A 25,077-nucleotide genomic window follows, 5' to 3' on the forward strand; every position below is an offset into this window, starting at 1 on the left:
CCCTCCTCGGGACACCTTCCACCACAACCGAACGTACGGCTGGGGTCTCATCCCCATGCTGTCGCGTCGTCAAGGGTTCTGACGGGATATCGGACAGTTCTCGCCCCCCTCTTCCAACAGAGTCAGACACGTCCTACCGTAAACGCGCACACTTGTCGCGGACATGCAGACAGGCTCGTCTTTCGCGAGTTCGGAGGAACGTAACGATGCGTCACCTTCACACCCCCACAACCCGCAACAGATTGGTCGGAGCACTCGTCGCAGGACTGTTGTGTACGACCGGCCTCGCCGCGTAAGCCCCTGGCCACCCCCGCCACGGACCCGGTCGCCCCCGCCCTGGCCGACGGTCTCGCCCTCACCCCGCCGATGGGCTTCAACAACTGGAACTCCACGCACTGCCGCGAGGAGTTCAACGAGAGCATGGTCAAGGGGATCGCCGATCTCTTCGTCGAGAAGGGCCTCAAGGACGCCGGGTACCAGTACGTCAACCTGGACGACTGCTGGGCCCTGCCCTCCCGGGACGCGGACGGCAAACTGGTCCCGGACCCGGCCCGGTTCCCCGACGGGATCAAGGCGGTCGCCGACTACGTGCACGCCAAGGGTCTCAAGCTCGGCGTCTACACCAGCGCGGGCACGAAGACGTGCGACAGCGCGGGCTTCCCCGGCGCCCTTGGCCACGAGTACAGCGACGCCCGGCAGTTCGCGGACTGGGGCGTCGACTACCTCAAGTACGACAACTGCAACAACCAGGGCGTGGACGCCAAGTCGCGCTACACGACCATGCGGGACGCATTGCGGGCCGCTTCCCGGGAAACAGGGCGCCCCATCGTCTACAGCATCTGCGAGTGGGGAGAGAACAAGCCTTGGGAGTGGGCGTCGGACGTCGGGCATCTGTGGCGCACGACCGGGGACATCAGCGACAACTGGGGCTCGATGCTGTCGATCCTCAAACAGAACCTGCCCCTCGCCCCGTACGCCGGTCCCGGGCACTGGAACGACCCGGACATGCTGGAGGTCGGCAACGGCGGGATGACCGACACCGAGTACCGCTCGCACTTCTCCCTCTGGTCGGTCATGGCCGCACCCCTGCTCATCGGCTCCGACCTGCGCAAGGCGACCCCCGCCACCTTCGACATCCTCGCCAACAAGGAAGTCGTGGCGGTCGATCAGGACCCCCTCGGCAAACAGGGCACCGTGCTCTCCTCCGAGGGCGGACGCTGGGTGGTCGCCAAGGAGATGAAGGACGGCAGCCGGGCGGTGGCGCTGTTCAACGAGACCGGCGGCGCACAGCGCATCGCCACCACGGCGGCGGCCGTGGGACTCCCGGCGGCTCCCGCCTACACCCTGCGCGACCTGTGGCAGCACCGGAGCTACAACACCGCGGGCGGCATCTCCGCGACCGTCCCCGCGCACGGCACGGTGCTCGTCCGCGTCTCGGCCGGACGCGGCTGGGCCGCGCAGCCCCCCGCCGTCGAACTCGGCCTGGGCACAGCCCCGTTGGTCGAAGCAGGTGAGCCGGCGACCCTGACGACGACGGTCACCGACCTCGGCCGCACGACCGCACGACGCGTCGCCGTGAAGCTCAGCGGTCCCGCGGACTGGACGATCAGGGCGGCGTCACGGACCACCGCGCCGGCGGTGCCGACCGGCCGTTCGCTGCGCACGAAGTGGCGGCTCACCGTGCCCGAGGGCACCGCCACCGGATCGTACGACCTGACGCTGAAGGCGACGTACCGCTCACCGCGCGGCGTGCGCGTCGAGACCGTGCTGCCCGTGACGGCCTCCGTGGTCGTGCCTCCTCCCCCGGGCACCTCCTCCCTCGGCGACCTGCCGTGGATGTCGGCGGCCAACGGGTACGGGCCCGTCGAGCGCGACACCAGCAACGGCGAGAGCGCCGCGGGTGACGGTCATCCGATCACCCTCGGCGGTGTCGTCCATGCCAAGGGCCTCGGTGTGCACGCCGCGAGCGCCGTCGAGTACTACACCGGCAAGGAGTGCGAGACCGTCACCGCGGACGTCGGGGTCGACGACGAGAAGGGCGACAGGGGCACCGTCGCCTTCGAGATCTGGGCGGACGGCACCGAGGTCGCCTCGACCGGGGTGCTCACCAACGCGATGCCCGCGCAGCCCGTGTCGGCCGACGTGAGCGGCGCCGAGGTGGTCCGGCTGGTCGTCACCGACGGCGGTGACGGGATCGACTCGGACCACGCCGACTGGGCCGACGCGCGGCTTACCTGCTGAGCGGGCCGCCCCGGACGACGGGAGGGCCGGTCGGCCACCCGGCTGACTGAGCGGCTGAGCCGCTTGCCCGGGAGGGGGAGCCGCTCACCGGCCTCCCGACCGCGCGACCGACATGTCGACGCGACCAAACTGTCGACGCAACCGACATACCGACGTGACGGACACACCGCCGGACACACCGACGGGCACGCCGACCGGGCCGATCGACCGACCGGAAAGCCGAATGCCCGGGTGCCAGGGCGCCCGAATGCCCGGATGCCGTGACGACCGGGTGCCGTGACGACCGGGGTCCCGACCAGTCACGCCGCCCGTTACCCCGTCCCCGTCACCCGCCCCCGTCACCCGGCCGCAGCACTCAGCCGCCGACCCGCGCGGCCGTCTCGTTCGGCTGCCTGCTGAGCGCGGCCGCCGCCGCGCCGACCAGACCGGCGTCCGTGCCCATCAGCGCGGGCGCCACGGTCAGCCGCCGTACGAAGGACAACGTCGCGTAGTCGCCCAGCGCCTTGCGCAGCGGGTCGAGGAGCACGTCGCCCGCCTTGCCCACACCTCCGCCGATGACGGCGATGTCGATCTCGACGAGGGTCGCGGTGGCCGCGATGCCCGCCGCGAGCGCCCTGGCGGCCCGCTCGAAGGAGGCCACCGCCACCGGATCGCCCGCACGGGCGGCGTCGGCCACCGCGGCGGCCGACGTGTCGCCGTCGGGTCCGGGCAGCCAGCCGCCCTCCAGGGCACGTCGAGCGATGTTCGGGCCGCTCGCGATGCGCTCCACGCAGCCCCGGGAGCCGCACGGGCAGAGGTCGCCGTCGAGGTCCACGCTGATGTGCCCGATGTGGCCCGCGTTGCCGGTGGGGCCCGCGTGCAGCTGTCCGTTCAGGACCAGCCCGCCACCGACGCCCGTCGACACCACCATGCACAGCGCGTTGTCGTGACCACGGGCGGCACCCTGCCAGTGCTCGGCCGCCGTGATGGCCACGCCGTCGCCGATCAGCTCGACGGGCAGACCGCCCGTGGCCTCGCGGACCCGCTCGACCAGCGGGTAGTCACGCCAGCCCGGCACGTTCACGGGACTCACGGTGCCCGCGGAGGCGTCCACCGGGCCCGCGCTGCCGATGCCGACGGCCGCGGCCCTGCTCCACAGCGGGGAGAGGGTGAGTTCACCGACCACGGCCTCCACGGCCCCCATGACGGTGTCGCCGTCCTCCTGCGCGGGTGTCGCACGCTGCGCGCGCAGGAGGATCCGGCCACGGCCGTCCACGAGCGCTCCGGCGATCTTGGTGCCGCCGATGTCGAGCGCGGCCACGAGGTCGGTGTGCATCAGTGTCAGTTCTCCTGGTGAACCTTGCGAAACAGGGCAGACCGGTCTCGCGGTGGGGGGCGCAGGCCGGAGAATGCGGTGAACAGTGTCCCCCGCATCTGACAACGTTGTCCAGGCTCTATGCTCGACGCCACATCCTCATACATCCCCATGGACCATCGCATCACCGGGGACGACAGGAATGGTCGCATCACCGTGGACGACAGGACAGGACAGCGCATCGTGGCAGAGACCGCCCGCCGATCCGAGAACCGATACGGCAATCGCCCGACCATGAAGGACGTGGCGGCGCGCGCCGGCGTGGGTCTCAAGACGGTCTCACGCGTGGTCAACGGCGAGCCGGGCGTGACCCCGGACACCGAGCGCCGGGTGCAGGAGGCCATCGACGCGCTGGGCTTCCGGCGCAACGACAGCGCGCGGGTGCTGCGCAAGGGCCGCACCGCGAGCATCGGCCTCGTCCTGGAGGACCTCGCGGACCCGTTCTACGGCCCGCTCAGCCGCGCGGTGGAGGAGGTGGCCCGTGCCCACGGCGCGCTGCTCATCAACGGCTCCAGCGCCGAGGACCCCGAGCGTGAGCAGGAGCTGGTCCTCGCCCTGTGCGCGCGCCGTGTGGACGGGCTGGTCGTCATTCCGGCCGGCGACGACCACCGCTACCTCGAACCCGAGATCAAGGCCGGCGTCGCCACCGTCTTCGTGGACCGCCCGGCGGGACAGATCGACGCCGACGTGGTCCTCTCCGACAGCTTCGGCGGGGCCCGGGACGGCGTGACCCACCTGATCGACCACGGTCACCGCCGGATCGGCTTCATCGGTGACATGCCCCGCATCCACACCGCCGCCGAACGGCTGCGCGGCTATCGCGCGGCCATGGAGGACGCGGGCATAGCGGTCGCGCCCGCCTGGATGTCCCTGGGTGTCACGGATCCGCTGCGGGTCCGTGACGCCGCGGAGGAGATGCTCTCGGGCGACTCCCCGGTCACCGCGATCTTCGCGGGCAACAACCGTGTGACGGTCACGGTGGTCCGGGTCCTCGCCGAGCACGGACGTCCGGTCGCCCTGGTCGGCTTCGACGACATCGAGCTCGCCGACCTCCTCCAGCCGGGTGTCACCGTCGTCGCCCAGGACGCCGCCGCTCTCGGCCGCACCGCCGCCGACCGTCTCTTCCGCCAGCTCGACGGCACCCTCATCACCCCGGAACGCATAGAGCTGCCGACCCGTCTGATCACCCGCGGCTCGGGTGAACTGCCCCCCTCGGCCTGAGCCGTGGCCGCCCGGACCCACGCGGCCGCGCCGGACGTACGGGGACCCCGTGCCGGTCCTCACGGTCCGCCCCCCCACACCTGTCCCGCCCAACTCCGGTTCAAGGCAGCCCGGTACGGGGGGGACGGCATGGTCCCGATGGCGCGGGCACGCGTCGGGAACGCCGGGGTCGGCGTCTCGGGCCAGGTGAGCCGGGGGCGCAGGAGTCCACGTCGCCCGTCCACGCGCCGGGCGTGCTGCGCGAGTCGACGCCTTCCGCGCGGACGCTCACCGGGATGCGCACGGAACGTCCCCGAGCCGCCGTGCAGGACGCCGTGGTGGTCGACGCAGCCGGTCGGCCGGTCTTCGGGCAGGACACACCGCGGCGTCCAGGCTGGAAAGGTACGCGACGAGGAGGCCGCCGTCCGCGCCGGCCGGAGGGCGGCTCGTCGGCGGTCGCCCTTGATCCCCGCGTTGCCCGCGATCCCCGTGTTGCCCGCGATCTCTCCGCTGCCCGCGCCGCCCGCCGGACGCTCTACTGCGCCGAGGCGGTCAGGTCTCCGCGCCTCGGCGCGGCGAAACCCTCCAGGTCCGCCCGTGTCAGACCCGCCAGCCGGGCCACCTCCGCGATGTCGAGAGCGCCGCAGTCCAGGCCGCGCAGAAGATAGCCGCTGAGCGCCTTGGCGGTGGCGGGTTCGTCCATGACGTCGCCGTCGGTGCGGTTGGCGTAGCGGGCCAGACGCGCGGCGGCCTGCGCGAAGCCCTCGCGGTAGAAGGCGAACACGGCCGCGTAGCGGGTCGGGATGTGGCCGGGGTGCATGTCCCAGCCCTGGTAGTAGGCGCGGGCCAGGGCGCGGCGGGTGAGGCCGTAGTGCAGTCGCCAGGCGTCGTGCACCTTCTCGGTCGGTCCGACGGGCAGCACGTTCGTGGAGCCGTCGCAGACGCGTACGCCGGTGCCCGCGGCGGCGACCTGCATGATCGCCTTGGCGTGGTCGGCGGCCGGGTGGTCACTGGCCTGGTGGGCGGCGCTGACGCCGAGGCAGGCGCTGTAGTCGAAGGTGCCGTAGTGCAGGCCCGTGGCACGGCCCTCGGCGGCCTGGATCATCCGGGCGACGGTCGCGGTACCGTCGGTCGCGAGGATCGACTGGCTGGTCTCGATCTGGATCTCGAAGCCGATCCGCCCCGGCGCGAGACCGCGCGCCTTCTCGAACTCCTCCAGCAGACGCACCATCGCGGTGACCTGCTCCGCGTACGTCACCTTGGGGAGGGTGAGGACCAGCCCCTCGGGCAGACCGCCCGCGTCCATCAGGCCGGTGAGGAAGACGTCGAGCGTACGGATGCCCCGCCGGCGGACCGATGCCTCCATGCACTTCATGCGGATGCCCATGTACGGAGCCGCCGTGCCGTCGGCGTACGCCTGTGCGATCAGCCGGGCCGCGCGCGCCGCCGCCTCGTCCTCCTCGGCGTCCGGGCGCGGGCCGTAGCCGTCCTCGAAGTCGACACGCAGGTCCTCGACGGGCTCCCGCTCCAGTTTGGCCCGTACCCGGTCGTACACGGGTCCGGCGAGGTCGTCGGCGAGGCCGAGGACCGCGGCGAAGGAAGCGGCGTCGGGGGCGTGCTCGTCGAGGGCCGCGAGCGCCCGGTCGCCCCAGGAGCGGATGGTGTCGGCGGTGAACGCGTCCGCGGGGACGTACACGGTGTGGACGGGCTGCCGGGTGCCGGGGTCTCCGGGGTAGCGGCGCTCCAGTTCGGCGTCGACCGGGGCGAGAGAGGCGCTGATCTCCTCGCTGACGGCGCCCGCGAGGCTTGTCGCCACGTTCTCCTGCTGGCCCTTGCCCATCCCACACCCTCCTGTTTTCCGCTTGGCGGAATCAACAATCCGTAGAGCGAAGTTATCCAGGGCGCTTCCCGTGGTCAACACCTGTCCGCACCCTGGTCCGTCGAGTTCTCTCCTGCCCCATGCCTTCTTTCGCGCACCGCCCCGCACCCCTCATGCTGGCCGTGCGGGGAGGGGATGACATGTCGAACATCCGCCGGGTGACCCGGCGCCTGGGTCTGCGGACCGCGGTGGCCGCCGCGATGACCGTGCCCCTGCTCGGTACGGCGCCCGCGGCCGCCGGCCGCCGCGGCGGCGGACACCCACTGGACGTGATGACGTTCAACCTCCGCTTCGCGAGCACCGCCGGGCCGCACAGCTGGGCGGCGCGCCGTCCGGTGATGCGCGAGCTGCTGCGCCGGGCGGCCCCCGACGTCATCGGCACCCAGGAAGGCCTCTACCCGCAGCTGCGTGACATCGCGTCCGACCTCGGACGGCGTTACGACTGGATCGGCACCGGGCGCGCGGGCGGCAGCCGTGACGAGTTCACGGCGGTCTTCTACGACACCGATCGCCTCGCCCCGGCCGGGTACGACCACTTCTGGCTCTCCGACACCCCTGAGGTGATCGCCTCGAACACCTGGGGCGGCTCCCACATCCGCATGGTCACCTGGGTCCGCTTCCGTGATCTGCGCGCCGGCGGACGGGAGTTCTACATCCTCAACACCCATCTGGACAGCGGGAGTCAGTACGCACGCATGCGGGCCGCCGCGCTGATCGGGCAGCGGATCGCCGGGCTCGACCACGCCCTGCCGCTCGTGGTCACCGGCGACTTCAACAGCGCCGCCCACAAGAACCCGGTCTACGACGCGATGCTGGGCGCCGGTCTCGTCGACACCTGGGACACCGCGGCCGAGCGCGGCGCCCCGTACGCCACCTTCCACGGCTACGGCCCCCTGGTGCCCGGCGGCGACCGTATCGACTGGATCCTCGCCACGCCCGGGGTGCGCGCGGACCGGACGCTGGTCGACACCTTCTCCCCGAACGGGCGGTGTCCGAGCGACCACCTGCCCGTGCGGGCCGCTCTGCGCCTGGGATGAACCGAGGCCCCCGTGACCGCGCGGGCGGTCACGGGGGCCTCGTACGGCCGGACTCGGTCAGCCCTTGCGGGTCTTGATCTCGTCGGTGAGCTGCGGGACGACCTCGAAGAGGTCGCCGACCACGCCGTAGTCGACGAGGTCGAAGATCGGGGCCTCGGCGTCCTTGTTGATCGCGACGATCGTCTTCGACGTCTGCATACCCGCGCGGTGCTGGATGGCGCCGGAGATGCCGGAGGCGATGTACAGCTGCGGCGAGACGGACTTGCCGGTCTGGCCGACCTGGTTGGAGTGCGGGTACCAGCCGGCGTCCACCGCGGCGCGTGAGGCGCCCACGGCCGCGCCGAGGGAGTCGGCGAGGTTCTCGATGACCGAGAAGTTCTCGGCGCCGTTGACGCCGCGGCCGCCGGAGACCACGATCGCGGCCTCGGTGAGCTCGGGGCGGCCGGTCGCCTCGCGCGGGGTGCGCGCGGTGACCTTGGTGCCGGTGGCCTTCTCCGAGAAGGAGACCGTGAGGGCCTCGACCGCGCCGGCGGCCGGGGCGGCCTCGACGGCGGCGCTGTTGGGCTTGACCGTGATGACCGGGGTGCCCTTGGAGACACGGGACTTGGTGGTGAAGGAGGCGGCGAACGCGGACTGCGTCGCGACCGGGCCCTCGTCACCGGCCTCCAGGTCGACCGCGTCGGTGATGATGCCGGAGCCGATACGGACCGCGAGGCGGGCCGCGATCTCCTTGCCCTCGGCGGAGGACGGGACGAGCACGGCGGCCGGGGACACGGCCTCGTACGCGGCCTGCAGCGCGTCCACCTTCGGCACGACCAGGTAGTCGGCGTACTCGGCGGCATCGTGGGTGAGGACCTTCACCGCACCGTGCTCGGCGAGCGCGGCCGCGGTGTTCCCGGCACCGGGGCCGAGGGCGACGGCGACGGGCTCGCCGATACGGCGGGCCAGCGTCAGCAGCTCCAGGGTGGGCTTGCGGACGGCGCCGTCCACGTGGTCGACGTAGACGAGAACTTCAGCCATGGGACTTCTTCTCTCCTGCTTACGAAAGATGAGGGGCGGTCGGCGTGTCGGGGTTCAGCGAGCCTCGAACGGGACTCAGATGAACTTCTGGCCCGCGAGGAACTCGGCGAGCTGCTTGCCGCCCTCGCCCTCGTCCTTGACGATCGTGCCGGCGGTGCGCGCCGGGCGCTCGGCGGCGGAATCGACCTTGGTCCAGGAGCCCTCGAGACCGACCTCGTCCGCCTCGATCTCCAGGTCCTCCAGGTCCCAGGCCTCCACCGGCTTCTTCTTGGCGGCCATGATGCCCTTGAAGGAGGGGTAGCGCGCCTCGCCGGACTGGTCGGTCACCGACACGACGGCCGGCAGCGCGGCCTCCAGCTGCTCGGAGGCGGTGTCGCCGTCACGGCGGCCCTTGACGACGCCGTCCGCGACGGAGACCTCGGACAGCAGCGTGACCTGCGGGACACCCAGACGCTCCGCGAGGAGCGCCGGAACGATACCGGCGGTGCCGTCGGTGGACGCCATACCGGAGATGACCAGGTCGTAGCCGGCCTTCTCGATCGCCTTGGCGAGCACCAGCGAGGTGCCGATGGCGTCGGTGCCGTGCAGGCCGTCGTCCTCGACGTGGATGGCCTTGTCGGCACCCATCGACAGCGCCTTGCGCAGCGCGTCCTTGGCGTCCTCGGGACCGACGGTCAGCACGGTGATCTCGGCGTCGTCCGCTTCGTCGGCGATCTGCAGCGCCTGCTCCACCGCGTACTCGTCGAGCTCCGAGAGCAGACCGTCCACGTCGTCACGGTCGACGGTCAGGTCATCGGCGAAGTGCCGGTCGCCAGTGGCGTCGGGCACGTACTTCACAGTGACAACGATCCTCAAGCTCACGCCGGCTCTCCTACTGCATCGTCATTTCTGGGCTGCCTTCTTTCAGGCAGCATAGGCGCCTGAAGCGGCCGATCCCGGTCGGGGCGGCCCGCGCTCCGAACGAAATATTACTCGCCAGTACACCCAGTTCCTGCCCACTGAGCAAGCGCTTTGCACTGTGACCTTGGCAACGCTGTGTAACCGACGAGTAGGTTCGGAAAGGCCCGGGTCAGTCGCGCAGGCCGTTGAACCGGCCCTGGTGATAGAGGAGGGGGCTCCCGGCTCCCGAGGGGTCGCCGAGAACGACCTCGGCCAGCACGATGCGGTGGTCCCCCGCCGGGACCCGCGCCACGATCCGGCACACGAGCCAGGCCAGCACGTCGTCGAGAACCGGAACACTCTCGGGCCCCGCGCGCCACCGGGTGGGCGCGCCGAAACGGTCGGCGCCGCTCCTGGCGAAGGTGGCGGCCAACTCCCGCTGATGCTCGCCGAGTATGTGCACGCCGACGTGGTCGGACTCGGAGATCGCGGGCCAGCTCGACGCGCCGGAGCCGACACCGAAGGAGATGATCGGGGGTTCCGCGGAGACCGAGGTGAGCGAGGTGGCGGTGAAGCCGACCGGGCCCCCGCCGCCCTGGGCCGTGATCACGGCGACACCGGCGGCGTGCCGCCGGAAGACGGAGCGCAGCAGTTCGGGCGAGGCGAGCTGGTAGGTGCCGAGACCGGGCGTGGCCGTCATGGAGTCGTCCTCACTGCGAGAGGTGTCGTGGGCGTCCCCCGCCCGGGCGTCGCCGAGGGCGGGAGAGGGTCCGCGGGTGCTCAACAGACCGGACAGCACGCACTGGCGGTGCGGGCCAGGTCCACGTGGACACGCTCGAAGAGAAGGAGTTCCAGGGGCATACGGTCAGGCTGACGATAGGTGGACCGTGCAGTCAAGTGCGGCCCGGCCATTGGGAGCTGTCTCACCGTCGCCTCACGGATGGACGGAGTCGGTCCGGGCCGGCCGGATCCCGGCGGTCCGACGGGGTCACACGGCCTCGCCGAGCGCCGCGATCACGTCCGCCTTGCGCGGCTGGCCGGTCGCGCGGCGCACGATCCGTCCTTCGGCGTCCAGTACGAGCACGGTCGGCGTCTTGAGGATGTCCAGTTCGCGGACGAGGTCGAGGTGGTCCTCGGCGTCGATCTCGACATGGGACACGCCGGGCACCAGCACGGCGACCTCGGCGAGCACCCTCCGGGTGGCCCGGCAGGGGGCGCAGAAGGCGCTGGAGAACTGGACGAGCGTGGCCCGTTCGCCGAGCCCCTCCCCCAACTCCGCTGCGCCGAGCCGCTTTCCGCCGTCGCGTCCGCGCACTCTCACCCTCCCGCTCCGCCGCCGATGCAGCAGTCCGTATCCGCTCGCCGCGGCGAGCACCACCACGCACACCACAAGTCCGCTCATCATGTGCACAAGCATTCATGAGACCGCAAAGATTCCCGGGGCCGCGGACCGCCCCCGCTGCGGAATGCTTGATTCATGGACATCGATGTGAGGGGGCCGCGGTTCGGCGCGGCCGTGACGACCGTCGTACTGGCGGCCGTACTGGTCACCGGCAGCGCCTGGCTACTGGCCTGGCAGACACTGGCGTTCGCGCTGGGCGCGGCGGGAGGCGTGGCGCGCTCGCCGTACGGCCTGCTGTTCAAGACCGCGGTACGTCCCCGGATCGGGCCGCCGGCGGAGTTCGAGGCGCCGGAGCCACCGCGGTTCGCCCAGGCGGTCGGGCTGGCGTTCGCGGCGGTGGGGCTGATCGGGTACACGGTGGGGCCCGGCTGGCTGGGGCTCGCGGCGACCGGTTGCGCGTTGGCGGCCGCGTTTCTGAATGCGGCGTTCGGGTACTGCCTCGGGTGCGAGATGTACCTGCTCGTACGCCGGTTCTCCGTACGTGTTCAGTAAAGGTGAGTTAAAAGTCCGAGGTGGATCACGGGGACGACGTGACGAGGATCTCGCCGCCGCGAGGCACCAGGACTGGCCACTCGTCCGTTCTTCGGGCACGATCTGCGCAATGCCGTAAACCTACGGCTGCGTAACTTTTCCGCCGGGGGGACTCCTTCCCAGGCAGAGAGAAGGGTCCACCCCGTCCATGGCAGAGCTTGTCTACCGTCCCGTCGTCGGTCTCGCCCAAACGCTGTTCAGGGCCTGGGACCTCAAGATCGACTGCAAGGGATCGGAGAACATTCCGCGCTCGGGCGGCGCCGTGCTGGTCAGCAACCACATCAGCTACCTGGACTTCATCTTCGACGGTCTGGCCGCCCTGCCGCAGAAGCGCCTGGTGCGTTTCATGGCGAAGGAGTCGGTGTTCCGGCACCGGATCTCCGGTCCGCTGATGCGGGGCATGAAGCACATCCCGGTGGACCGGCAGCAGGGCGAGACCGCTTATCAGCACGCGCTGGAGTCGCTGCGCTCGGGCGAGATCGTCGGCGTCTTCCCCGAGGCGACCATCTCGCAGTCCTTCGCGCTGAAGAGCTTCAAGTCCGGTGCCGCGCGCATGGCTCAGGAGGCCGGCGTCCCGCTGATCCCGATGGCGTTGTGGGGTACCCAGCGACTGTGGACCAAGGGGCACCCGCGCAACTTCAAGCGCAGCCACACCCCGATCACGATCCGGGTGGGCGAGCCGGTGGAGGCCCCGCGGGACCAGTACGCGGGCGCCATCACCCGGCGACTGCGCGAGCGTGTCCAGGAGCTCCTGGAGGCCGCCCAGCGCGCCTATCCCGTCCGCCCCAAGGGACCGGACGACACCTGGTGGATGCCCGCACACCTCGGTGGTACGGCACCGACCCCCGAACAGGTCAAGGCGGCCGAGGCACACTGAACCGTCACTCCGGGGCGTGCACCGTGACGCGCGCCCCGGGGCTGAACTTCTCCAGCAGTTCGGCGAGTTCGGCGGCCGCCGCCTCGATCCCGGCCACCGGCACCGGTGCGAGACCTTCCAGTAGGAAGATCGCGGAGGTGGACTCCTCCGTGAGGCGGGTACGCGGTCCCTGGCGCCAGTTCCAGCGCCGGCAGGTCACGCCGGTCCCGTCGCGCCACACCACTTCGCCCGCGTCCGGGTGCTCGACGGTTTCGGCGCCGCCCGCGACGGTCACGAACTCCTCGTCGCCCGTGGCCCGTACGAGCCGCATCCCGCCGCTGACGTGCTCGATGTCCTCACCGCCGACCGGGATCAGGTGGGCGACGCTGATCGCGTTGTAGACGTCGACCAGCAGGTTGATCCGGGGCAGTCCGGTGTCCGACAGGGCACGTCTGGCGAGCGCCTCCGCCGAGTTGCGGGTGCGCGAGGGCTTGGACCCGAAGGCCGTGTAGACCTCCCGCCAGGCCGCCATGTGCGGGTCCTCGTGCGGGGCGCGGCCGTCCAGTCGCCCGGCCAGCCGGCGGGCCGCGTCGTCGAGCAGCGCCGAAGTCCCCTCGGTGCTCGGCCCGTTGGCGAGTCCGTACGCCTCGACGGCGACGTGGGTGAAGCCGGGTGCCAGGGCACGCACCTCGTCGGACACGGTGAGCGTGAGAGTCATGATCCGCGGTGCCTGCCTTGCCTCAGAGTGCGGTGGGGAGCGTCTTCCAGAGGTACGGCCGGTCGGGGGCGGCCCTGAGGGCGCTCAGCACGACCGGATGAGGTTCAGCGTACAGGACTGAGTAGTCCAGCTCATTGGACTCCGGATCAGGCGTGAAGGCGAGCCGTTCGCCGTCCAGGGAGAACTGCGCGTCCACCCCCGGCTTGTTGCCGCGGGGGTCCTGCCGGTACCACGCCCCGTGGAACCGGACGGCCACCAGTCCGTGCACCTCGTCGAACTTCTGATAGCAGAACGCCGTCGGGATGTCCTCGGCACGCAGCAGCGCGGCCAGGGCATGGGCCTTCGCGTAGCAGATGCCGGTACGCCGCTCCAGGACGTCGGAGGCACGCCAGGTGACCCGCGGATCACCGGAGTCGTGCGAGTGCGGGATGGTGTCGCGCACGAATTCGAAGGCTGCCCGCGCATAGGCATACGAGTCGGCGACTCCCGTCGCGAGCCGGGCGGCCGTCTCCCGCACCAGCGGATGACGGTGGTCGATCACCTCGTCGTCGGCCAAGTAGGCGGAGAGGTCGGGGTTTTCCTGGACGAGCTCCATACCCGCAGAGCATAGGAATACGGCCGACCATGAGTCAATGACTTTTCGGTCGACCGTATATCTATGCAGCATCCGATGAGAGGGACGCGCGGCACCCTAGTGGTGGGCCATCTCCTCCTTGAGCGCGGCCAGGAACCCGTCGACGTCGTCCTCGGTCGTGTCGAAGGAGCACATCCAGCGGACGTCGCCCGCGGCCTCGTCCCAGAAGTAGAAGCGGTACCGCTTCTGCAGCCGCTCGCTCACGTCGTGCGGGAGGCGGGCGAAGACCGCGTTGGCCTGGACCGGGTGCAGGATCTCCACGCCGTGCACCGAGCGCACGCCCTCGGCCAGCCGCTGGGCCATCCCGTTGGAGTGGCGGGCGTTGCGCAGCCACAGGTCCTTGGCGAGCAGCGCCTCCAACTGCACGGAGACGAAACGCATCTTGGAGGCCAGCTGCATCGAGAGCTTGCGCAGGTGCTTCATGTGCCGGACGGCGTCCTGGTTGAGGACGACGACCGCCTCCCCGAACAGCGCGCCGTTCTTGGTCCCGCCCAGGCTCAGGATGTCGACGCCGACCGCGTTCGTGAACGTCCGCATCGGGACGTCCAGCGAGGCGGCCGCGTTGGCTATCCGGGACCCGTCCAGATGCACCTTCATGCCGTGCGCGTGGGCGTGGTCGCAGATGTCACGGATCTCGTCGGGGGTGTAGAGCGTGCCCAGTTCGGTGCTCTGGGTGATCGAGACGACCTGCGGCATGGCGCGGTGCTCGTCGTCCCAGCCGTACGCCTGCCGGTCGATCAGCTCGGGGGTGAGCTTGCCGTCGGGCGTGGGGACGGTGAGCAGTTTGAGGCCGCCCATGCGTTCGGGCGCGCCGCCCTCGTCGACGTTGATGTGCGCGCTCTCGGCGCAGATCACCGCGCCCCAGCGGTCGGTGACCGCCTGGAGCGCGACCACGTTGGCGCCGGTGCCGTTGAAGACCGGGAAGGCCTCCGCGGTGGCACCGAAGTGGCTGCGGATGATCTTCTGGAGGTTCGCCGTGTAGTCGTCCTCGCCGTACGCGACCTGGTGTCCGCCGTTGGCCAGCGCCACCGCGGCGAGCACCTCGGGGTGGGCGCCCGCGTAGTTGTCGCTGGCGAAGCCGCGGACGGCCGGGTCGTGGTGACGCCGGGCGTCGGTCTTCGGAGGGTTCACGGCTTCTCGGTCAGCCACAGACGTTTTCCGTTCACTTCACCGGCGGGCAGGTCCCAGACGCCCGCGATGGACTCCGCCAGCGCGTCGACGTCCGTGAAGCCCGCGAACTTCGCGTTCGGGCGCTCGGCGCGCATCGCGTCGTGCACCAGTGCCTTGACCACCAGGATCGCAGCCGCGGAGGTCGGACCCTCCTCGCCCCCCGCCTTGCGGAAGAAGTCGGCCATGGCCAGCGTCCACGCCTCGGCGGCGGCCTTGCCCGCGGCGTAGGCGGCGTTGCTCGCGGTCGGCTTGCTCGCGGCCGCGGCGCTGATCAGGACGTACCGCCCGCGGTCGCTGCGCTGCAGCGCCTCGTGGAACGCGAGGGAGGTGTGCTGCACGGTGCGGACGAGCAGCAGCTCGAGGAAGTCCCAGTCGTCCAGAATCGTCTTGGTGAAGGTCTCGCTGCCGCGCCAGCCGCCGACGAGGTGGACCAGACCGTCGACACGGCCGAAGTCCTTCTCGATGCGGGTGGCCCAGTCGCGTGTCGACTGCAGGTCGAGCAGATCGACCGTGTCCCCGACTACCGTGGCGCCGCCGTGCCCGTAGCGGGCCGCGTCCACGGCCGTGGCGAGCCGCTCGGCGTCGTTGTCCGAGCCGACGACGGTCGCGCCCGCGTCGGCGAGCCGGGCCAGCGTCGCGCGCCCGGCGGGTCCACCCGCGCCGGCCACCGCGATCACTGCACCGCTGAGAGCTCCGTTCGCCATCTTCTTCGCCTCCTGAGCGTCCTCGGCGCGGGCGCTCACGCGGCGGCCCGCTCGGCGCCGGCCGCGGTGATGCCCTTGGTGGAGGCGATCACGTTCTTCAGCTTCTTGGAGAGCGCCTCATAGAACATGCTCAGCGGAAACTCGTCCGGAAGCACGTCGTCCACGAGCTTACGCGGGGGCAGGCTCAGATCGAGGGCGTCCGGGCCCTTGGCCCAGCGCGATCCCGGGTGCGGCGCGAGGTAGGCCGCGACCAGCTCGTACGCCTTGAACCAGTGGACGAGCTTGGGACGGTCGATGCCGGCCCGGTAGAGGTCCTCGATCTCGGCGCACAGCTGGTTGGTGACCTGCGGGGCGCGCTGCCAGTCGATGTGCAGCTTGTTGTCGGTCCAGCGGACGACGTCGTGCTTGTGCAGGTAGGCGAAGAGAAGCTGGCCACCGAGGCCGTCGTAGTTGCGGACGCGGTCGCCGGTGACCGGGAAGCGGAACATCCGGTCGAAGAGCACCGCGTACTGCACGTCACGGCCGTGCTGGTGGCCCTCGGCCTCCAGCTTCACGGCCTCCTTGAAGGCGGTGAGGTCGCAGCGCAGCTCTTCGAGGCCGTACATCCAGAACGGCTGCCGCTGCTTGATCATGAAGGGGTCGAAGGGCAGGTCGCCATGGCTGTGGGTGCGGTCGTGGACCATGTCCCACAGCACGAAGGCCTGCTCGCAGCGCTCCTGGTCGTCCACCATCGCGGCGATGTCCTCGGGCAGCTGGAGGCCCAGGACGTCCACGGCGGCCTCCGTGACGGCGCGGAAGCGGGCGGCCTCGCGGTCGCAGAAGATGCCGCCCCAGCTGAAGCGCGCCGGTGCCTCGCGCACGGCGATGGTCTCCGGGAAGAGCACGGCCGAGTTGGTGTCGTAGCCGGCCGTGAAGTCCTCGAAGGTGATCCCGCAGAACAGCGGGTTGTCGTAGCGGGTGCGCTCCAGCTCGGCCAGCCAGTCCGGCCAGACCATCCGCAGCACGAGCGCCTCGAAGTTGCGGTCCGGGTTGCCGTTCTGCGTGTACATCGGGAAGACGACCAGGTGCTGGAGGCCGTCCGCACGGTTCGCGGCGGGCTGGAAGGCGAGCAGCGAGTCCAGGAAGTCGGGGACCTGGAAGCCCCCGTCGGCCCAGCCGCGCAGATCCCTCACGAGCGCCTCGTGGTAGGCCGCGTCGTGCGGCAGCAGCGGGGCGAGGCGCTCGATGGCGTCTATCGCCCGGCGTACGGCCAGATCGGCGTCGGCGGCGTCCGGGGCGCCCTCCGCCTCGAAGTCGATCGAGCCGTCCTTGGACTGCCATGGACGGATCTCCTCCACGGCATCCTTGAGCACGGGCCAAGCCGGGTGCTCCACCACCCTGCCCACGGGAGGAACTTGCTCCTCCGTACCCACCTGCACAAGAATTTCCGTCATGTCTCATCCTCCACGGGACAACCTCGCGTATGCACACCGTATGTAAATGAGGTTCCTTCTCGCAAGGGGAGACTCGATAGATTATCCTGCGCTACCCCCACCTTCACCGCTCTTTTTCCTGTCGTACACCGCGTGGGCGACCACTTCCACCAAGCGGTATCGAGCGTTCCGGGCGTCCCCGGAGAGGCCGCGAGGGCGGGCGGGACCGTCGTGCGGGCCGGGGCACCGGGTGCGTCAATCCGCACAGGACTCGCCCACCCCCGGGTGATCCGGACCGGCCGGGCAGGGCGTCCCCCGCCCGGCCGGGACACGCCCTGCCTGGCGTACGAGCGGGTACATCGCGGGGCCGGGCCATTAGGCTGCGGCCTTGCCGCGTGGACGCCGCCGGGACCACGCGCGCGCAGAGCCGCCGTCGACGGAAGCGAGTCGCGTCTTGAACTTCCTCACCATCGGTCATCGCGGAGTGATGGGTGTCGAGCCCGAGAACACCCTTCGTTCCTTCATCGCCGCCCAGAACGCGGGCCTCGACCTGATCGAACTCGATCTGCATCTGAGCAAGGACGGCGCACTCGTCGTCATGCACGACGCGGACGTGGACCGTACGACCGACGGTTCGGGACCGATCTCCGAGATGACGCTCGCGGAGCTGCGGGCGCTGGACGCCGGGTGCGGTGAGCGCGTACCCGTCTTCGAAGAGGTCCTGGACGCCGTCAGGGCGCCGTTGCAGGCCGAGATCAAGGACACGGCCGCGGCACGGGCGCTGGCCGACGTGATGCACCGGCGCGACCTCGTGGGGCGCGTCGAGGTGTCGTCGTTCCACGACGAGGCGATCGCCGAGGTCACCCGGCTCGTGCCGGGCGTCCGCACCGCGCTCATCGCGAGCCGCTACGGCGTCGACGTCGTGGACCGTGCCGTGGAGGCCGGTGCCGCGACCGTCTGTCTGAACATCCGCCGGCTGACCCTGGAGGTCGTCGAGCACGCCCGCACGTCCGGTCTGAGGATCATCGGGTGGGTGGTGAACACCCAGGACCAGCTGCGGCTGGTGCGCGCGCTGGAGCTGGACGGCGCGACCACCGACTACCCGGAGATCAAACGCACCGGCCGTTTCACGGCGTGACGCCCGCGCCGGCGCCCGGACGAGCGCCCGCGACGCGAGCGCCCACGGCCTCGTCGGACGTCAGGCCAGCGGCTTGACCAGCAGCTCGAACCGAAGGTCGTCGCGCTGCGGGACACCGAAGCGCTCGTCGCCGTACGGGAACGGGGTCATCCGTCCCGTACGGCGGTAGCCGCGCCGCTCGTACCAGGCGATGAGGTCGTCACGTACGGAGATCACGGTCATGTGCATCTCCACGACCCCCCAGGTCTCGCGCGCGTACCGCTCCGCCTCGGTGAGGATCACCTTGCCGAGGCCGCCGCCCTGGAGTGTCGGGCTGACCGCGAACATGCCGAAGTAGGCGTGGTCGCCACGGTGCTCCAACTGGCAGCAGGCGACGACGGAGCCGTCCCTCTCGACGGTCAGCAGCCGGCTGTCGGTCGCCTTGATGACGGCGAGCACACCCTCCGGGTCGGTCCGCCGTCCCTCGAGGATGTCCGCCTCCGTGGTCCAGCCGGCCCGGCTGGAGTCACCGCGGTACGCGGACTCGATCAGCGCGACGAGGACGTCCACGTCCGTGTCGACGGCGTCGCGGAAGGTCAGTCCGTGGGAGGCGGCGGTGTTCATGGAGCGATTCCCCAAATCTCTGGATCTCTGGTATCTCTGGCGCGGCTCGGGCACGGCCGAGCGTAACGCCCCGGCCAGGGGCCGTGCGGTGATCCACCGGGGATCGCCCGAGAGCCCCTAAGGGCTGTCCCGTAATCCCCGGCGGGCGCACGACGACAGCTACGGCACTCCCCCGAGCTCTTCGAGCAGGGGGGACCCCCACGCCGCGTTGTCGGATCGCCCGAATACACCCAGCATGAGGACGACCCTCCGCCTTGCGATGCACCGCATCTGACGCCGCGCGCTGATCCACCGGGGATTACGGGACAGCCCTTAGGCTCCGGGGGCATGGTGCATGTACTGAGCAGCCGGACCCTTCTGCGCCCCACCGACCCGGAGCGCTCCCGCGCGTTCTACGGCGGGCAACTGGGCCTCGCCGTCCACCGGGAGTTCGGTACGGGGCCCGAGCGTGGCACGGTCTACTTCCTCGGCGGCGGTTTCCTGGAGGTCTCCGGCCGTTCCGAGGTGCCGCCCTCCCCCGCCCTCAGGCTGTGGCTCCAGGTGGCCGACGCGGCCGCGGCGCACGAGGAACTGGCCGCCGCCGGCGTCGAGGTGCCGCGTCCGCCGGTGAAGGAGCCCTGGGGGCTGATCGAGATGTGGATCGCGGATCCGGACGGCACCGAGATCGTGCTGGTGGAGATCCCGGCGGATCATCCGCTGCGCTACCGGCCCGGTGTCTGAGCGCACCGGGCGGCCGGAGAGTGGATCGGATCATCGGTGTCGCCGCCGCCCGGCCGAGGAGCGGCGCGGCGACGGACCCCGCACCCGCCGAACACGGACGCCGGCCCCGAGGCGCCGGGCGAGGTCTCCGGGCGCGGCCCGGCCCCGCTCAGCCGCGCGGGACCCCCAGACGACCCTCCAGCTGACCGAGCAACTCCCCAAGAAGCGAAGCGAGTTCACGCTGGCGGGCGGGGTCGATACCGGACAGGGCCGTCGTCTCGTAGGCGAGCTGCTGGGGCAGGATGCCGTCGACGAGCTCGCGTCCCGCGTCGGTGAGCCGGACGTGCGCGACCCGGCGGTCACGGGTGTCGCCGCGGCGTTCGACCAGGCCGCGCTCGGTCAGCTGCTTGAGCCGCTTGGTGACGGCCGCGCCGGAGGAGAACGTCTCGCGGGCGATCTCGCTGGGGGTCAGTTCGTGCCCGGTACGGCGCAGCGTCCCGAGGACGTCGAACTCGGGACGGGTCAGCCCGGCGCGGCGCAGCGGGGCGTCCTCGGCCTGCTGGAGGAGTGCGGCCGAGCGGTTGATCCGGCCGATGATCTCCATCGGGCCGGTGTCGATGCCGGGATGCACGGCCCGCCACTGCTGCACGACCGCGGCCATCGTGTCGCCGGGCACCGCCGCCCGTCCGGCGCCGGTGTCCCCGCCCGCCGCCCGCCCGTTCGCTGCCGTCATGCCTGTGCGCCCTCCACGGAGTGCAGTCCCTGCCGTCGTACCGTCGCCGCGAGCGTACGGTGTCCGGACCGTTCCACCCGCATCACCCGCTCCTCCGGCAGGGCGCGTTGCCACCATTCGCCGGCCGCGGCGTCGGCGGTCGCACGCAGCTCGACGACGGCGCCGGCCAGGTCGCGGCGGGCGGACTCCAGGGCGCCGGGCGCGGGACGCTCGGAGTCGAGGAGCCGCACGGCGCGCTCGTCGGCGCGCTCGACCGCGTCGAGGGCGTCCTCGACGCGGTGACCGGCCCGCCGGTTGGTGACGGCGACCGCCGCGGCGAAGCCGACCAGCGCGCCCACCAGGGTGTCCACGACCCGGTCGGTCATCAGCTCGCCGGCCCGCTGGAGGTGGGCGAACTCGGTGATGAGCAGGGCCATGGGGGTGACACAGACGCTGCCGAGCCAGTAGTTGCGCCCGATCAGGGCCTCGGCCCCGAAGTTGAGGGCGAGACAGCACAGCACGAGGGCCGCCTGACCGAGATGGGCGAGCGGGACGAGGGCCGCGAAGACGAGTACGCCGACGAGGTTGCCGACCACGCGCTGCACACCCCGGCTCCAGGTCAGGGTGACATTGGTCTGGTAGAGCGAGGCGGCGGTGACGAGGGCCCAGTAGGGGCGGCCGACACCGAGGGCGAGCGAGGCACAGCCGGCCAGCGAGCAGCCGAGCGCGACGCGCAGCGCGATCGGGGCCAGTGGGCCGAGCCGTCGCAGCAACGACCGCTCCCCCAGGGCGAGTTCGGCCTCCACGCCCAGGAGTTCACCGGCGGCCTCCCCGAGGTCGTCCGGGTGCGGTACGGGGCCGGTGCCGCGCAGGTCGCGAGCCCAGCCGCGCAGCCGCTCGGGCTCCGTGTCCGCGGGCGCGGCGATCGCCACCTCGGCCCGTACGACGAGCCGTTCGAGGGCACGCCGGGGCGCGGAGCGGGCGCCGGTGGACAGCAGCGACTGCCAGGCCCCGTGCACGGCGGCGGCCGCGGCCGCACGGGAACGGGCGGATCCGGCACCGTCGCCCCGCGTCTCGGCGTACGCCGCAGCGGCGTTGAGCGCGTGCGCGGTGGCCCTGCGCTCCGGTCCGTGCGGGCGGAGGAGTCCCGGGGCCATGCCGACGGCCCAGGCCCAGACGCCCGCGGCGGCACCCAGCGCGAGATGACCGGGGACCTCGCCGAGCGTCTGCGGCACGAAGAGGGACGCCGAGCTGATGAAGGAGAGGACCACATGGCCGGGCGGCCCGACCCGAGTGGCGTCGCACAGCACCTTCTGCACGGCGGCGAGCAGGGCGCCGACCGTGACCAGCAGGACGGGGCTCGTGGTGAGGGAGGCGGCGGTCAGGGCCACGGCGAGTCCGGCGAGCATGCCGAGCACCACCCCGGCGAGGGTACGGGCCCGGGCGGCGTACGGGCGGTTGTGGGCGTAGAGCGCGCAGAGCGACCCGGCCATGGTGTACATCGCCAGGTCCAGCCGGCCGAGCGCCAGGAGGGCCAGGTTCGGCGGCGCCACCGAGACGACCACGCTCAGGGCGGGCTTGAACCAGATGTCGGAGGTAAGCCGAGGCGGAGCACCCCGGCCAGCGGGAGGCGCCGCGCGCCTGGAGGGGGACCGGGGCGGCGCGCCCGGGGGGTGTGGGGGTCGCGGTGCTCATACGGTGAAGAATAGCAGATATTTTACGAGTAAAACACCAGCGCAGCATATCGGGCCGCCACGCTTCCCCCTCCCACCTGCGGTGCTCCCCGCACGCTCCCCCGAATGCACCCTTGCGCCCGGCCTCCACCGGCTTGCGCACCGCCTCGCGCGGGCATGCCCGGTCCGACGTCCGACAGTGTCGAGCGGGGGAGGTGCACGGTGCACGGACCGGCTTCGCCCGGCTGGCTGCTCGTCGCGCTGTGCGCGGCGACCGGCGCCTACTGTCTGCTGCGGATGCGCAGCACGGTCGAGGAACAACGCCGCGCGGCCGGCGGCGAGGCGCTCATGGGGTTCGGCATGGCGGCGATGGCCGTGCCCGCGGCCGTGGCCGCTCCGCCGCACTGGGCCTGGCTCGGGTACGCCGCGGTGTTCGGTGCGGCCGCCCTGCGCGCCCTGTGGGCGGCCCGCGGCGGCGGGCACCATCTGCACCATGTGGTCGGTGCCTGCGCGATGGTCTACATGGCGGTCGTGATGGCCGCCTCCCCCGGACACCACCACGCCCACGAGGGTTCCGGGGTGCCGTTGGTGACCGGGGCGCTCCTTCTCTACTTCACCGCGTACGTGCTGCTGTCCGGGGTCCGGTTGCTGCCGGTCGCGGCCATGACCGGCAGCACCGGGAGCACCGGGAGCACCGGGAGCACCGGGAGCACCGGGGCGATGCTGCCGCGCCCCGCCCGGACCCCCGACTGGGGCGATCGTCCCGAGCTGTCGCGGGCGTGCCGGCTGTCGATGGGGATCGCGATGCTCGCCATGCTGGTCACGCTCTGACACGCGCGCCCGCCGCACCGGCGGGACCGCTCCCGCCATGCCCCACGAAACCGTGGTGTACGTCACTTTGCCGTCGCGGCCCGTATCCCTCGGCGACGCTCCGCTCATAGGCTTCACCCATGATGGTCCCCGCGGCACTGTTGCTGCTCGGCGCCCTGGCCGCCGTGGTCGCTCCACGGCTGCTCGCCCGGGCGGACTGGCCGGACCGCGAACCTGTGGTCGCCCTGTGGGTGTGGCAGTGCGTGGTGGCGGCCGTTCTGCTGTGCTGTGCGCTGTCGATGACGCTGAGTGCGGCCGCCGCCTGGGTGGCGGTGCGCGGCCATGTGTTCGCCCCCGCGCCCCACTCGGTCGTCAACGCCTACGCGTTGAGCACCGGAGGCACGTGGGCCGCGACGACCGCGGTGGCACTCGCGTGCGGCGGCGCCTGGACCGCGGCCATGCTGGTCCGCGAGGTGCTGGGCGCGCGGGCGCGCCACCGCCACAGCCGCGCCGAACTGCGCCTGCGCGCACCGCTGTTGCCCGGCGAGGAGCCGGGCAACGATCGACTGGTGGTGCTGGAGGGTGAGCGTCCGGACGCCTGGTTCCTGCCCGGCCCCGCTCCCCAACTCGTCATCACCACGGCCGCGTTGCGCCGCCTCAAGGGTCGTCGTCTGGATGCCGTGCTCGCCCATGAGCAGGGGCACGCGCGGGCCCGGCACGACTGGCTCCTGCACTGCTCGGCCGCCCTCGCCGTCGGCTTCCCGCAGGTCCCGGTCTTCGCCGCGTTCCGCGACGAGATGCACCGGCTGGTCGAACTGGCCGCCGACGACATGGCGTCCCGCCGTTTCGGCCGTCTCACGATCGCCCTCGCGCTGGTGGAGCTCAACGAGGACCGGGGTGTGTTCGGCCCCTGCCCGACCCCGCAGGCCCATCTCCCGGCGCGGGTGCGCCGCCTCCTCACTCCCCAGGACCGGCTGACGCCGTCGCGGCGGCTGCGCCTGACGGCGGCGGCCACGCTGGTGCCGGTCGTCCCGCTGCTGGTGACGTTCGTACCGGCGCTGCGGGCACTCGGCTGAGGCGTGCGACGCAGGTGGGCCGGCACCAGGTCAGGGGGTTGGTTCCAAGTGGCTCCAAGTGAAGTCGAGTGACGTCGAGTGGGTCGGCCTGTTTCCTGGTGGTTCCGCGCCCGTCCGGTCGTGCCACGAGCGCGAGACCGCGCCGACCGCGGTAGCCACGCTGAAGGCCTGACCGGCTGACCCGCTGACCAGGCGCGGCTCGGTTTGCGCCGTGTCCTCGGACGGCCTCGGCGGCAGGGGTGCGCCCGTGCCCCGGCAAGAGCACGGGCGGCGCGGGCCCGGGCCCGGCAGAGACACCGGTACGGCCCGGTGCGCCCTTGACCCGCACGGGCCGCGCCCCGAAGGATCGCCCTCATGATGATCAAGTGCGTGCTCTTCGACTTCTCCGGAACCCTGTTCCGTGTCGAGTCCACCGGGTCCTGGCTGCGTGCCGTGCTGACGGAGTCCGAAGTCACCCTCTCCGAAGCGGAGTTGACACGTAAGGCCGCCGACCTGGAGGCCGTCGGCGCGCTTGCCGGCGGTGCCGCCCCCGCACGGCCGCTGCCGACGGACCTTGCCGAGGTGTGGCGGCGGCGCGACGAGAGCGCCGCGTCGCACCGGGCCGCGTACACCGGCGCGTCCCGGCTGGTGCCGCTGCCCGATCCCGCGCTGCACGAAGCGTTGTACGACCGCCACATGAGGCCCGCCGCCTGGCACCCCTATCCCGACGCGGCGGAGGTGCTCGCCGCGCTGCGCGGACGCGGGGTCGCGGTGGGAGTGGTCAGCAACATCGGCTGGGATCTGCGGCCCGTCTTCCGCGAGCACGGCCTCGACCCGTACGTCGGCGCCTACGTCCTGTCGTACGAGCACGGCATCCAGAAACCGGACGCCCGGCTGTTCGCGACCGCCTGCGAAGCACTGGGGGCGGCACCCGAGGACACACTGATGGTCGGCGACGACCGCCGCGCCGACGGCGGCGCCGCGGCGCTGGGCTGCGCGGTGCACTTCGTGGACCACCTGTCGGCGGCGGCCCGGCCCGACGGACTGCGGCCGGTGCTCGACCTGGTCGGCTGACCGCCGGCCCTGCCCCCGCCTGTCAGCTCTGGTAGCCCTCGACCTGCGAGGACGGCCGTACGTGGGCCTCGTCCGGGTTCTCCCCGAACTCGGTCTTCGCGCGCCGCTGACGCAGCAGGTCCCAGCACTGGTCGAGCTCGCGCTCGAGCTGCCCGAGCCGCTGGTGTTCGGTGTCGGAGTCGATCTGCCCCGACGACAGGGCGTCGCGGAGCTGTCGCTCGTCGTCCACCATCGCCGTGATCTTCGCCAGGATCTGCTCTTGGTTCATGTCCGTAA

25 protein-coding genes and 1 pseudogene are annotated in these 25,077 nt (G+C 71.6%); 10 read left to right on the forward strand and 16 right to left on the reverse strand.

Annotated elements, in window-relative coordinates; translation table 11 throughout:
* Positions 1 to 206: 206 nt before the first annotated feature.
* A pseudogene (locus tag HEP85_RS05605) lies at positions 207 to 2,241 on the forward strand (NPCBM/NEW2 domain-containing protein).
* Between the two features lie 355 nt (positions 2,242 to 2,596).
* Here HEP85_RS05605 and HEP85_RS05610 read toward each other — a convergent pair.
* Positions 2,597 to 3,556 carry an ROK family protein gene (locus HEP85_RS05610; RefSeq protein WP_168526719.1) on the reverse strand — a complete coding sequence of 320 codons (960 nt, stop codon included), beginning with the start codon at positions 3,554 to 3,556 and terminating at the stop codon, positions 2,597 to 2,599.
* 150 nt (positions 3,557 to 3,706) lie between these two features.
* On the opposite strand from HEP85_RS05610, the gene HEP85_RS05615 reads away from it, so the two are divergent.
* A complete protein-coding gene (locus HEP85_RS05615; RefSeq protein ID WP_329285647.1) occupies positions 3,707 to 4,816 on the forward strand; it encodes a LacI family DNA-binding transcriptional regulator in 1,110 nt (369 codons plus the stop codon).
* A 514-nt stretch (positions 4,817 to 5,330) separates the two neighbouring features.
* On the opposite strand, the gene HEP85_RS05620 is transcribed toward HEP85_RS05615, so the two are convergent.
* Positions 5,331 to 6,635, reverse strand: coding sequence for an aldolase/citrate lyase family protein (locus HEP85_RS05620; RefSeq protein ID WP_168526721.1), 1,305 nt, complete (start codon positions 6,633 to 6,635; stop codon positions 5,331 to 5,333).
* 179 nt (positions 6,636 to 6,814) lie between these two features.
* Between HEP85_RS05620 and HEP85_RS05625 the strand changes: the two genes are divergently transcribed.
* The gene (locus HEP85_RS05625; protein ID WP_369657614.1) at positions 6,815 to 7,711 is read left to right on the forward strand and encodes an endonuclease/exonuclease/phosphatase family protein; all 897 of its coding nucleotides are present in this window, start codon (positions 6,815 to 6,817) and stop codon (positions 7,709 to 7,711) included.
* A gap of 57 nt (positions 7,712 to 7,768) precedes the next feature.
* Here HEP85_RS05625 and HEP85_RS05630 read toward each other — a convergent pair whose 3' ends face one another.
* From HEP85_RS05630 to HEP85_RS05650, 5 genes are all read right to left on the reverse strand, one after another.
* A complete protein-coding gene (locus HEP85_RS05630) occupies positions 7,769 to 8,731 on the reverse strand; it encodes an electron transfer flavoprotein subunit alpha/FixB family protein (RefSeq protein ID WP_168526723.1) in 963 nt (320 codons plus the stop codon).
* A 75-nt stretch (positions 8,732 to 8,806) separates the two neighbouring features.
* Positions 8,807 to 9,592, reverse strand: a complete 786-nt coding sequence (locus HEP85_RS05635; RefSeq protein WP_168526725.1) for an electron transfer flavoprotein subunit beta/FixA family protein — start codon at positions 9,590 to 9,592, stop codon at positions 8,807 to 8,809.
* Positions 9,593 to 9,800: 208 nt separating this feature from the next.
* A complete protein-coding gene (locus tag HEP85_RS05640; RefSeq protein ID WP_168526727.1) occupies positions 9,801 to 10,310 on the reverse strand; it encodes a flavin reductase family protein in 510 nt (169 codons plus the stop codon).
* Between the two features lie 80 nt (positions 10,311 to 10,390).
* Entirely contained in the window at positions 10,391 to 10,522 is a 132-nt protein-coding gene (locus HEP85_RS05645) for a putative leader peptide (protein WP_356011894.1), read from the reverse strand.
* Between the two features lie 76 nt (positions 10,523 to 10,598).
* A complete protein-coding gene (locus HEP85_RS05650) occupies positions 10,599 to 11,012 on the reverse strand; it encodes a thioredoxin family protein (protein ID WP_168533371.1) in 414 nt (137 codons plus the stop codon).
* 75 nt (positions 11,013 to 11,087) lie between these two features.
* Here HEP85_RS05650 and HEP85_RS05655 point away from each other — a divergent pair, with 75 nt between their 5' ends.
* Both HEP85_RS05655 and HEP85_RS05660 read left to right on the forward strand, forming a co-directional pair.
* The gene (locus HEP85_RS05655) at positions 11,088 to 11,504 is read left to right on the forward strand and encodes a DUF4395 domain-containing protein (RefSeq protein ID WP_168526729.1); all 417 of its coding nucleotides are present in this window, start codon (positions 11,088 to 11,090) and stop codon (positions 11,502 to 11,504) included.
* A 187-nt stretch (positions 11,505 to 11,691) separates the two neighbouring features.
* The gene (locus HEP85_RS05660; RefSeq protein ID WP_168526731.1) at positions 11,692 to 12,420 is read left to right on the forward strand and encodes a 1-acyl-sn-glycerol-3-phosphate acyltransferase; all 729 of its coding nucleotides are present in this window, start codon (positions 11,692 to 11,694) and stop codon (positions 12,418 to 12,420) included.
* A gap of 4 nt (positions 12,421 to 12,424) precedes the next feature.
* Here HEP85_RS05660 and HEP85_RS05665 read toward each other — a convergent pair whose 3' ends face one another.
* The 5 genes from HEP85_RS05665 to HEP85_RS05685 form a co-directional block, all read right to left on the reverse strand.
* Positions 12,425 to 13,117: a B3/4 domain-containing protein gene (locus tag HEP85_RS05665; protein ID WP_168526733.1), complete on the reverse strand. Its 693-nt coding sequence runs from the start codon at positions 13,115 to 13,117 to the stop codon at positions 12,425 to 12,427.
* A gap of 22 nt (positions 13,118 to 13,139) precedes the next feature.
* The gene (locus HEP85_RS05670) at positions 13,140 to 13,712 is read right to left on the reverse strand and encodes a transglutaminase domain-containing protein (protein ID WP_168526734.1); all 573 of its coding nucleotides are present in this window, start codon (positions 13,710 to 13,712) and stop codon (positions 13,140 to 13,142) included.
* A 96-nt stretch (positions 13,713 to 13,808) separates the two neighbouring features.
* Positions 13,809 to 14,882 carry a low specificity L-threonine aldolase gene (locus HEP85_RS05675; RefSeq protein WP_168526736.1) on the reverse strand — a complete coding sequence of 358 codons (1,074 nt, stop codon included), beginning with the start codon at positions 14,880 to 14,882 and terminating at the stop codon, positions 13,809 to 13,811.
* Positions 14,879 to 15,625, reverse strand: a complete 747-nt coding sequence (locus tag HEP85_RS05680) for an SDR family NAD(P)-dependent oxidoreductase (RefSeq protein WP_168533373.1) — start codon at positions 15,623 to 15,625, stop codon at positions 14,879 to 14,881. Before HEP85_RS05680 ends, HEP85_RS05675 begins: the two co-directional genes overlap by 4 nt.
* 35 nt (positions 15,626 to 15,660) lie before the next feature.
* Positions 15,661 to 17,058: a DUF6421 family protein gene (locus HEP85_RS05685; RefSeq protein WP_168526738.1), complete on the reverse strand. Its 1,398-nt coding sequence runs from the start codon at positions 17,056 to 17,058 to the stop codon at positions 15,661 to 15,663.
* A 433-nt stretch (positions 17,059 to 17,491) separates the two neighbouring features.
* On the opposite strand from HEP85_RS05685, the gene HEP85_RS05690 reads away from it, so the two are divergent.
* Positions 17,492 to 18,175 (forward strand): glycerophosphodiester phosphodiesterase family protein, encoded by a 684-nt coding sequence (locus HEP85_RS05690; protein ID WP_168526740.1) that lies wholly within the window; start codon positions 17,492 to 17,494, stop codon positions 18,173 to 18,175.
* A gap of 60 nt (positions 18,176 to 18,235) precedes the next feature.
* Here the strand turns inward: HEP85_RS05690 and HEP85_RS05695 are convergent, their stop codons facing one another.
* Positions 18,236 to 18,778 (reverse strand): GNAT family N-acetyltransferase, encoded by a 543-nt coding sequence (locus HEP85_RS05695; protein WP_168526742.1) that lies wholly within the window; start codon positions 18,776 to 18,778, stop codon positions 18,236 to 18,238.
* Positions 18,779 to 19,105: 327 nt separating this feature from the next.
* Here HEP85_RS05695 and HEP85_RS05700 point away from each other — a divergent pair, with 327 nt between their 5' ends.
* Positions 19,106 to 19,498, forward strand: coding sequence for a VOC family protein (locus HEP85_RS05700; protein WP_168526743.1), 393 nt, complete (start codon positions 19,106 to 19,108; stop codon positions 19,496 to 19,498).
* 148 nt (positions 19,499 to 19,646) lie between these two features.
* Here the strand turns inward: HEP85_RS05700 and HEP85_RS05705 are convergent, their stop codons facing one another.
* Positions 19,647 to 20,210, reverse strand: coding sequence for a MarR family winged helix-turn-helix transcriptional regulator (locus HEP85_RS05705; protein ID WP_168526745.1), 564 nt, complete (start codon positions 20,208 to 20,210; stop codon positions 19,647 to 19,649).
* On the reverse strand, positions 20,207 to 21,778 hold the full coding sequence (locus tag HEP85_RS05710; RefSeq protein WP_369658109.1) for an FUSC family protein: 1,572 nt from the start codon (positions 21,776 to 21,778) through the stop codon (positions 20,207 to 20,209). The genes HEP85_RS05705 and HEP85_RS05710 overlap by 4 nt, the downstream gene beginning before the upstream one ends.
* Positions 21,779 to 22,084: 306 nt before the next feature.
* Between HEP85_RS05710 and HEP85_RS05715 the strand changes: the two genes are divergently transcribed.
* From HEP85_RS05715 to HEP85_RS05725, 3 genes are all read left to right on the forward strand, one after another.
* Positions 22,085 to 22,693 (forward strand): DUF5134 domain-containing protein, encoded by a 609-nt coding sequence (locus HEP85_RS05715; protein ID WP_369657615.1) that lies wholly within the window; start codon positions 22,085 to 22,087, stop codon positions 22,691 to 22,693.
* Positions 22,694 to 22,812: 119 nt separating this feature from the next.
* Positions 22,813 to 23,748, forward strand: coding sequence for a M56 family metallopeptidase (locus HEP85_RS05720; protein WP_168526747.1), 936 nt, complete (start codon positions 22,813 to 22,815; stop codon positions 23,746 to 23,748).
* A 354-nt stretch (positions 23,749 to 24,102) separates the two neighbouring features.
* Positions 24,103 to 24,801 (forward strand): HAD family hydrolase, encoded by a 699-nt coding sequence (locus HEP85_RS05725; RefSeq protein WP_369657616.1) that lies wholly within the window; start codon positions 24,103 to 24,105, stop codon positions 24,799 to 24,801.
* A 22-nt stretch (positions 24,802 to 24,823) separates the two neighbouring features.
* Here the strand turns inward: HEP85_RS05725 and HEP85_RS05730 are convergent, their stop codons facing one another.
* A complete protein-coding gene (locus HEP85_RS05730; RefSeq protein ID WP_168526749.1) occupies positions 24,824 to 25,069 on the reverse strand; it encodes a DUF2630 family protein in 246 nt (81 codons plus the stop codon).
* Between the last annotated feature and the right edge of the window lie 8 nt (positions 25,070 to 25,077).

Source organism: Streptomyces sp. RPA4-2 (assembly GCF_012273515.2).
Taxonomy (GTDB): Bacteria; Actinomycetota; Actinomycetes; order Streptomycetales; family Streptomycetaceae; genus Streptomyces; species Streptomyces kaempferi.

Bases quoted from the DNA above. Each gene is read 5' to 3' on its own strand.
- HEP85_RS05610 (WP_168526719.1), bottom strand. From the start codon at position 3,556: ATGCACACCGACCTCGTGGCCGCGCTCGACATCGGCGGCACCAAGATC.
- HEP85_RS05665 (WP_168526733.1), bottom strand. From the start codon at position 13,117: ATGACTCTCACGCTCACCGTGTCCGACGAGGTGCGTGCCCTGGCACCC.
- HEP85_RS05660 (WP_168526731.1), top strand. From the start codon at position 11,692: ATGGCAGAGCTTGTCTACCGTCCCGTCGTCGGTCTCGCCCAAACGCTG.
- HEP85_RS05645 (WP_356011894.1), bottom strand. From the start codon at position 10,522: ATGGCCGGGCCGCACTTGACTGCACGGTCCACCTATCGTCAGCCTGAC.
- HEP85_RS05625 (WP_369657614.1), top strand. From the start codon at position 6,815: ATGTCGAACATCCGCCGGGTGACCCGGCGCCTGGGTCTGCGGACCGCG.
- HEP85_RS05620 (WP_168526721.1), bottom strand. From the start codon at position 6,635: ATGGGCAAGGGCCAGCAGGAGAACGTGGCGACAAGCCTCGCGGGCGCC.
- HEP85_RS05725 (WP_369657616.1), top strand. From the start codon at position 24,103: ATGATGATCAAGTGCGTGCTCTTCGACTTCTCCGGAACCCTGTTCCGT.
- HEP85_RS05615 (WP_329285647.1), top strand. From the start codon at position 3,707: ATGGACCATCGCATCACCGGGGACGACAGGAATGGTCGCATCACCGTG.
- HEP85_RS05705 (WP_168526745.1), bottom strand. From the start codon at position 20,210: ATGACGGCAGCGAACGGGCGGGCGGCGGGCGGGGACACCGGCGCCGGA.
- HEP85_RS05685 (WP_168526738.1), bottom strand. From the start codon at position 17,058: ATGACGGAAATTCTTGTGCAGGTGGGTACGGAGGAGCAAGTTCCTCCC.
- HEP85_RS05695 (WP_168526742.1), bottom strand. From the start codon at position 18,778: ATGAACACCGCCGCCTCCCACGGACTGACCTTCCGCGACGCCGTCGAC.
- HEP85_RS05655 (WP_168526729.1), top strand. From the start codon at position 11,088: ATGGACATCGATGTGAGGGGGCCGCGGTTCGGCGCGGCCGTGACGACC.
- HEP85_RS05630 (WP_168526723.1), bottom strand. From the start codon at position 8,731: ATGGCTGAAGTTCTCGTCTACGTCGACCACGTGGACGGCGCCGTCCGC.
- HEP85_RS05720 (WP_168526747.1), top strand. From the start codon at position 22,813: ATGATGGTCCCCGCGGCACTGTTGCTGCTCGGCGCCCTGGCCGCCGTG.
- HEP85_RS05640 (WP_168526727.1), bottom strand. From the start codon at position 10,310: ATGACGGCCACGCCCGGTCTCGGCACCTACCAGCTCGCCTCGCCCGAA.
- HEP85_RS05650 (WP_168533371.1), bottom strand. From the start codon at position 11,012: ATGAGCGGACTTGTGGTGTGCGTGGTGGTGCTCGCCGCGGCGAGCGGA.
- HEP85_RS05730 (WP_168526749.1), bottom strand. From the start codon at position 25,069: ATGAACCAAGAGCAGATCCTGGCGAAGATCACGGCGATGGTGGACGAC.
- HEP85_RS05680 (WP_168533373.1), bottom strand. From the start codon at position 15,625: ATGGCGAACGGAGCTCTCAGCGGTGCAGTGATCGCGGTGGCCGGCGCG.
- HEP85_RS05670 (WP_168526734.1), bottom strand. From the start codon at position 13,712: ATGGAGCTCGTCCAGGAAAACCCCGACCTCTCCGCCTACTTGGCCGAC.
- HEP85_RS05700 (WP_168526743.1), top strand. From the start codon at position 19,106: ATGGTGCATGTACTGAGCAGCCGGACCCTTCTGCGCCCCACCGACCCG.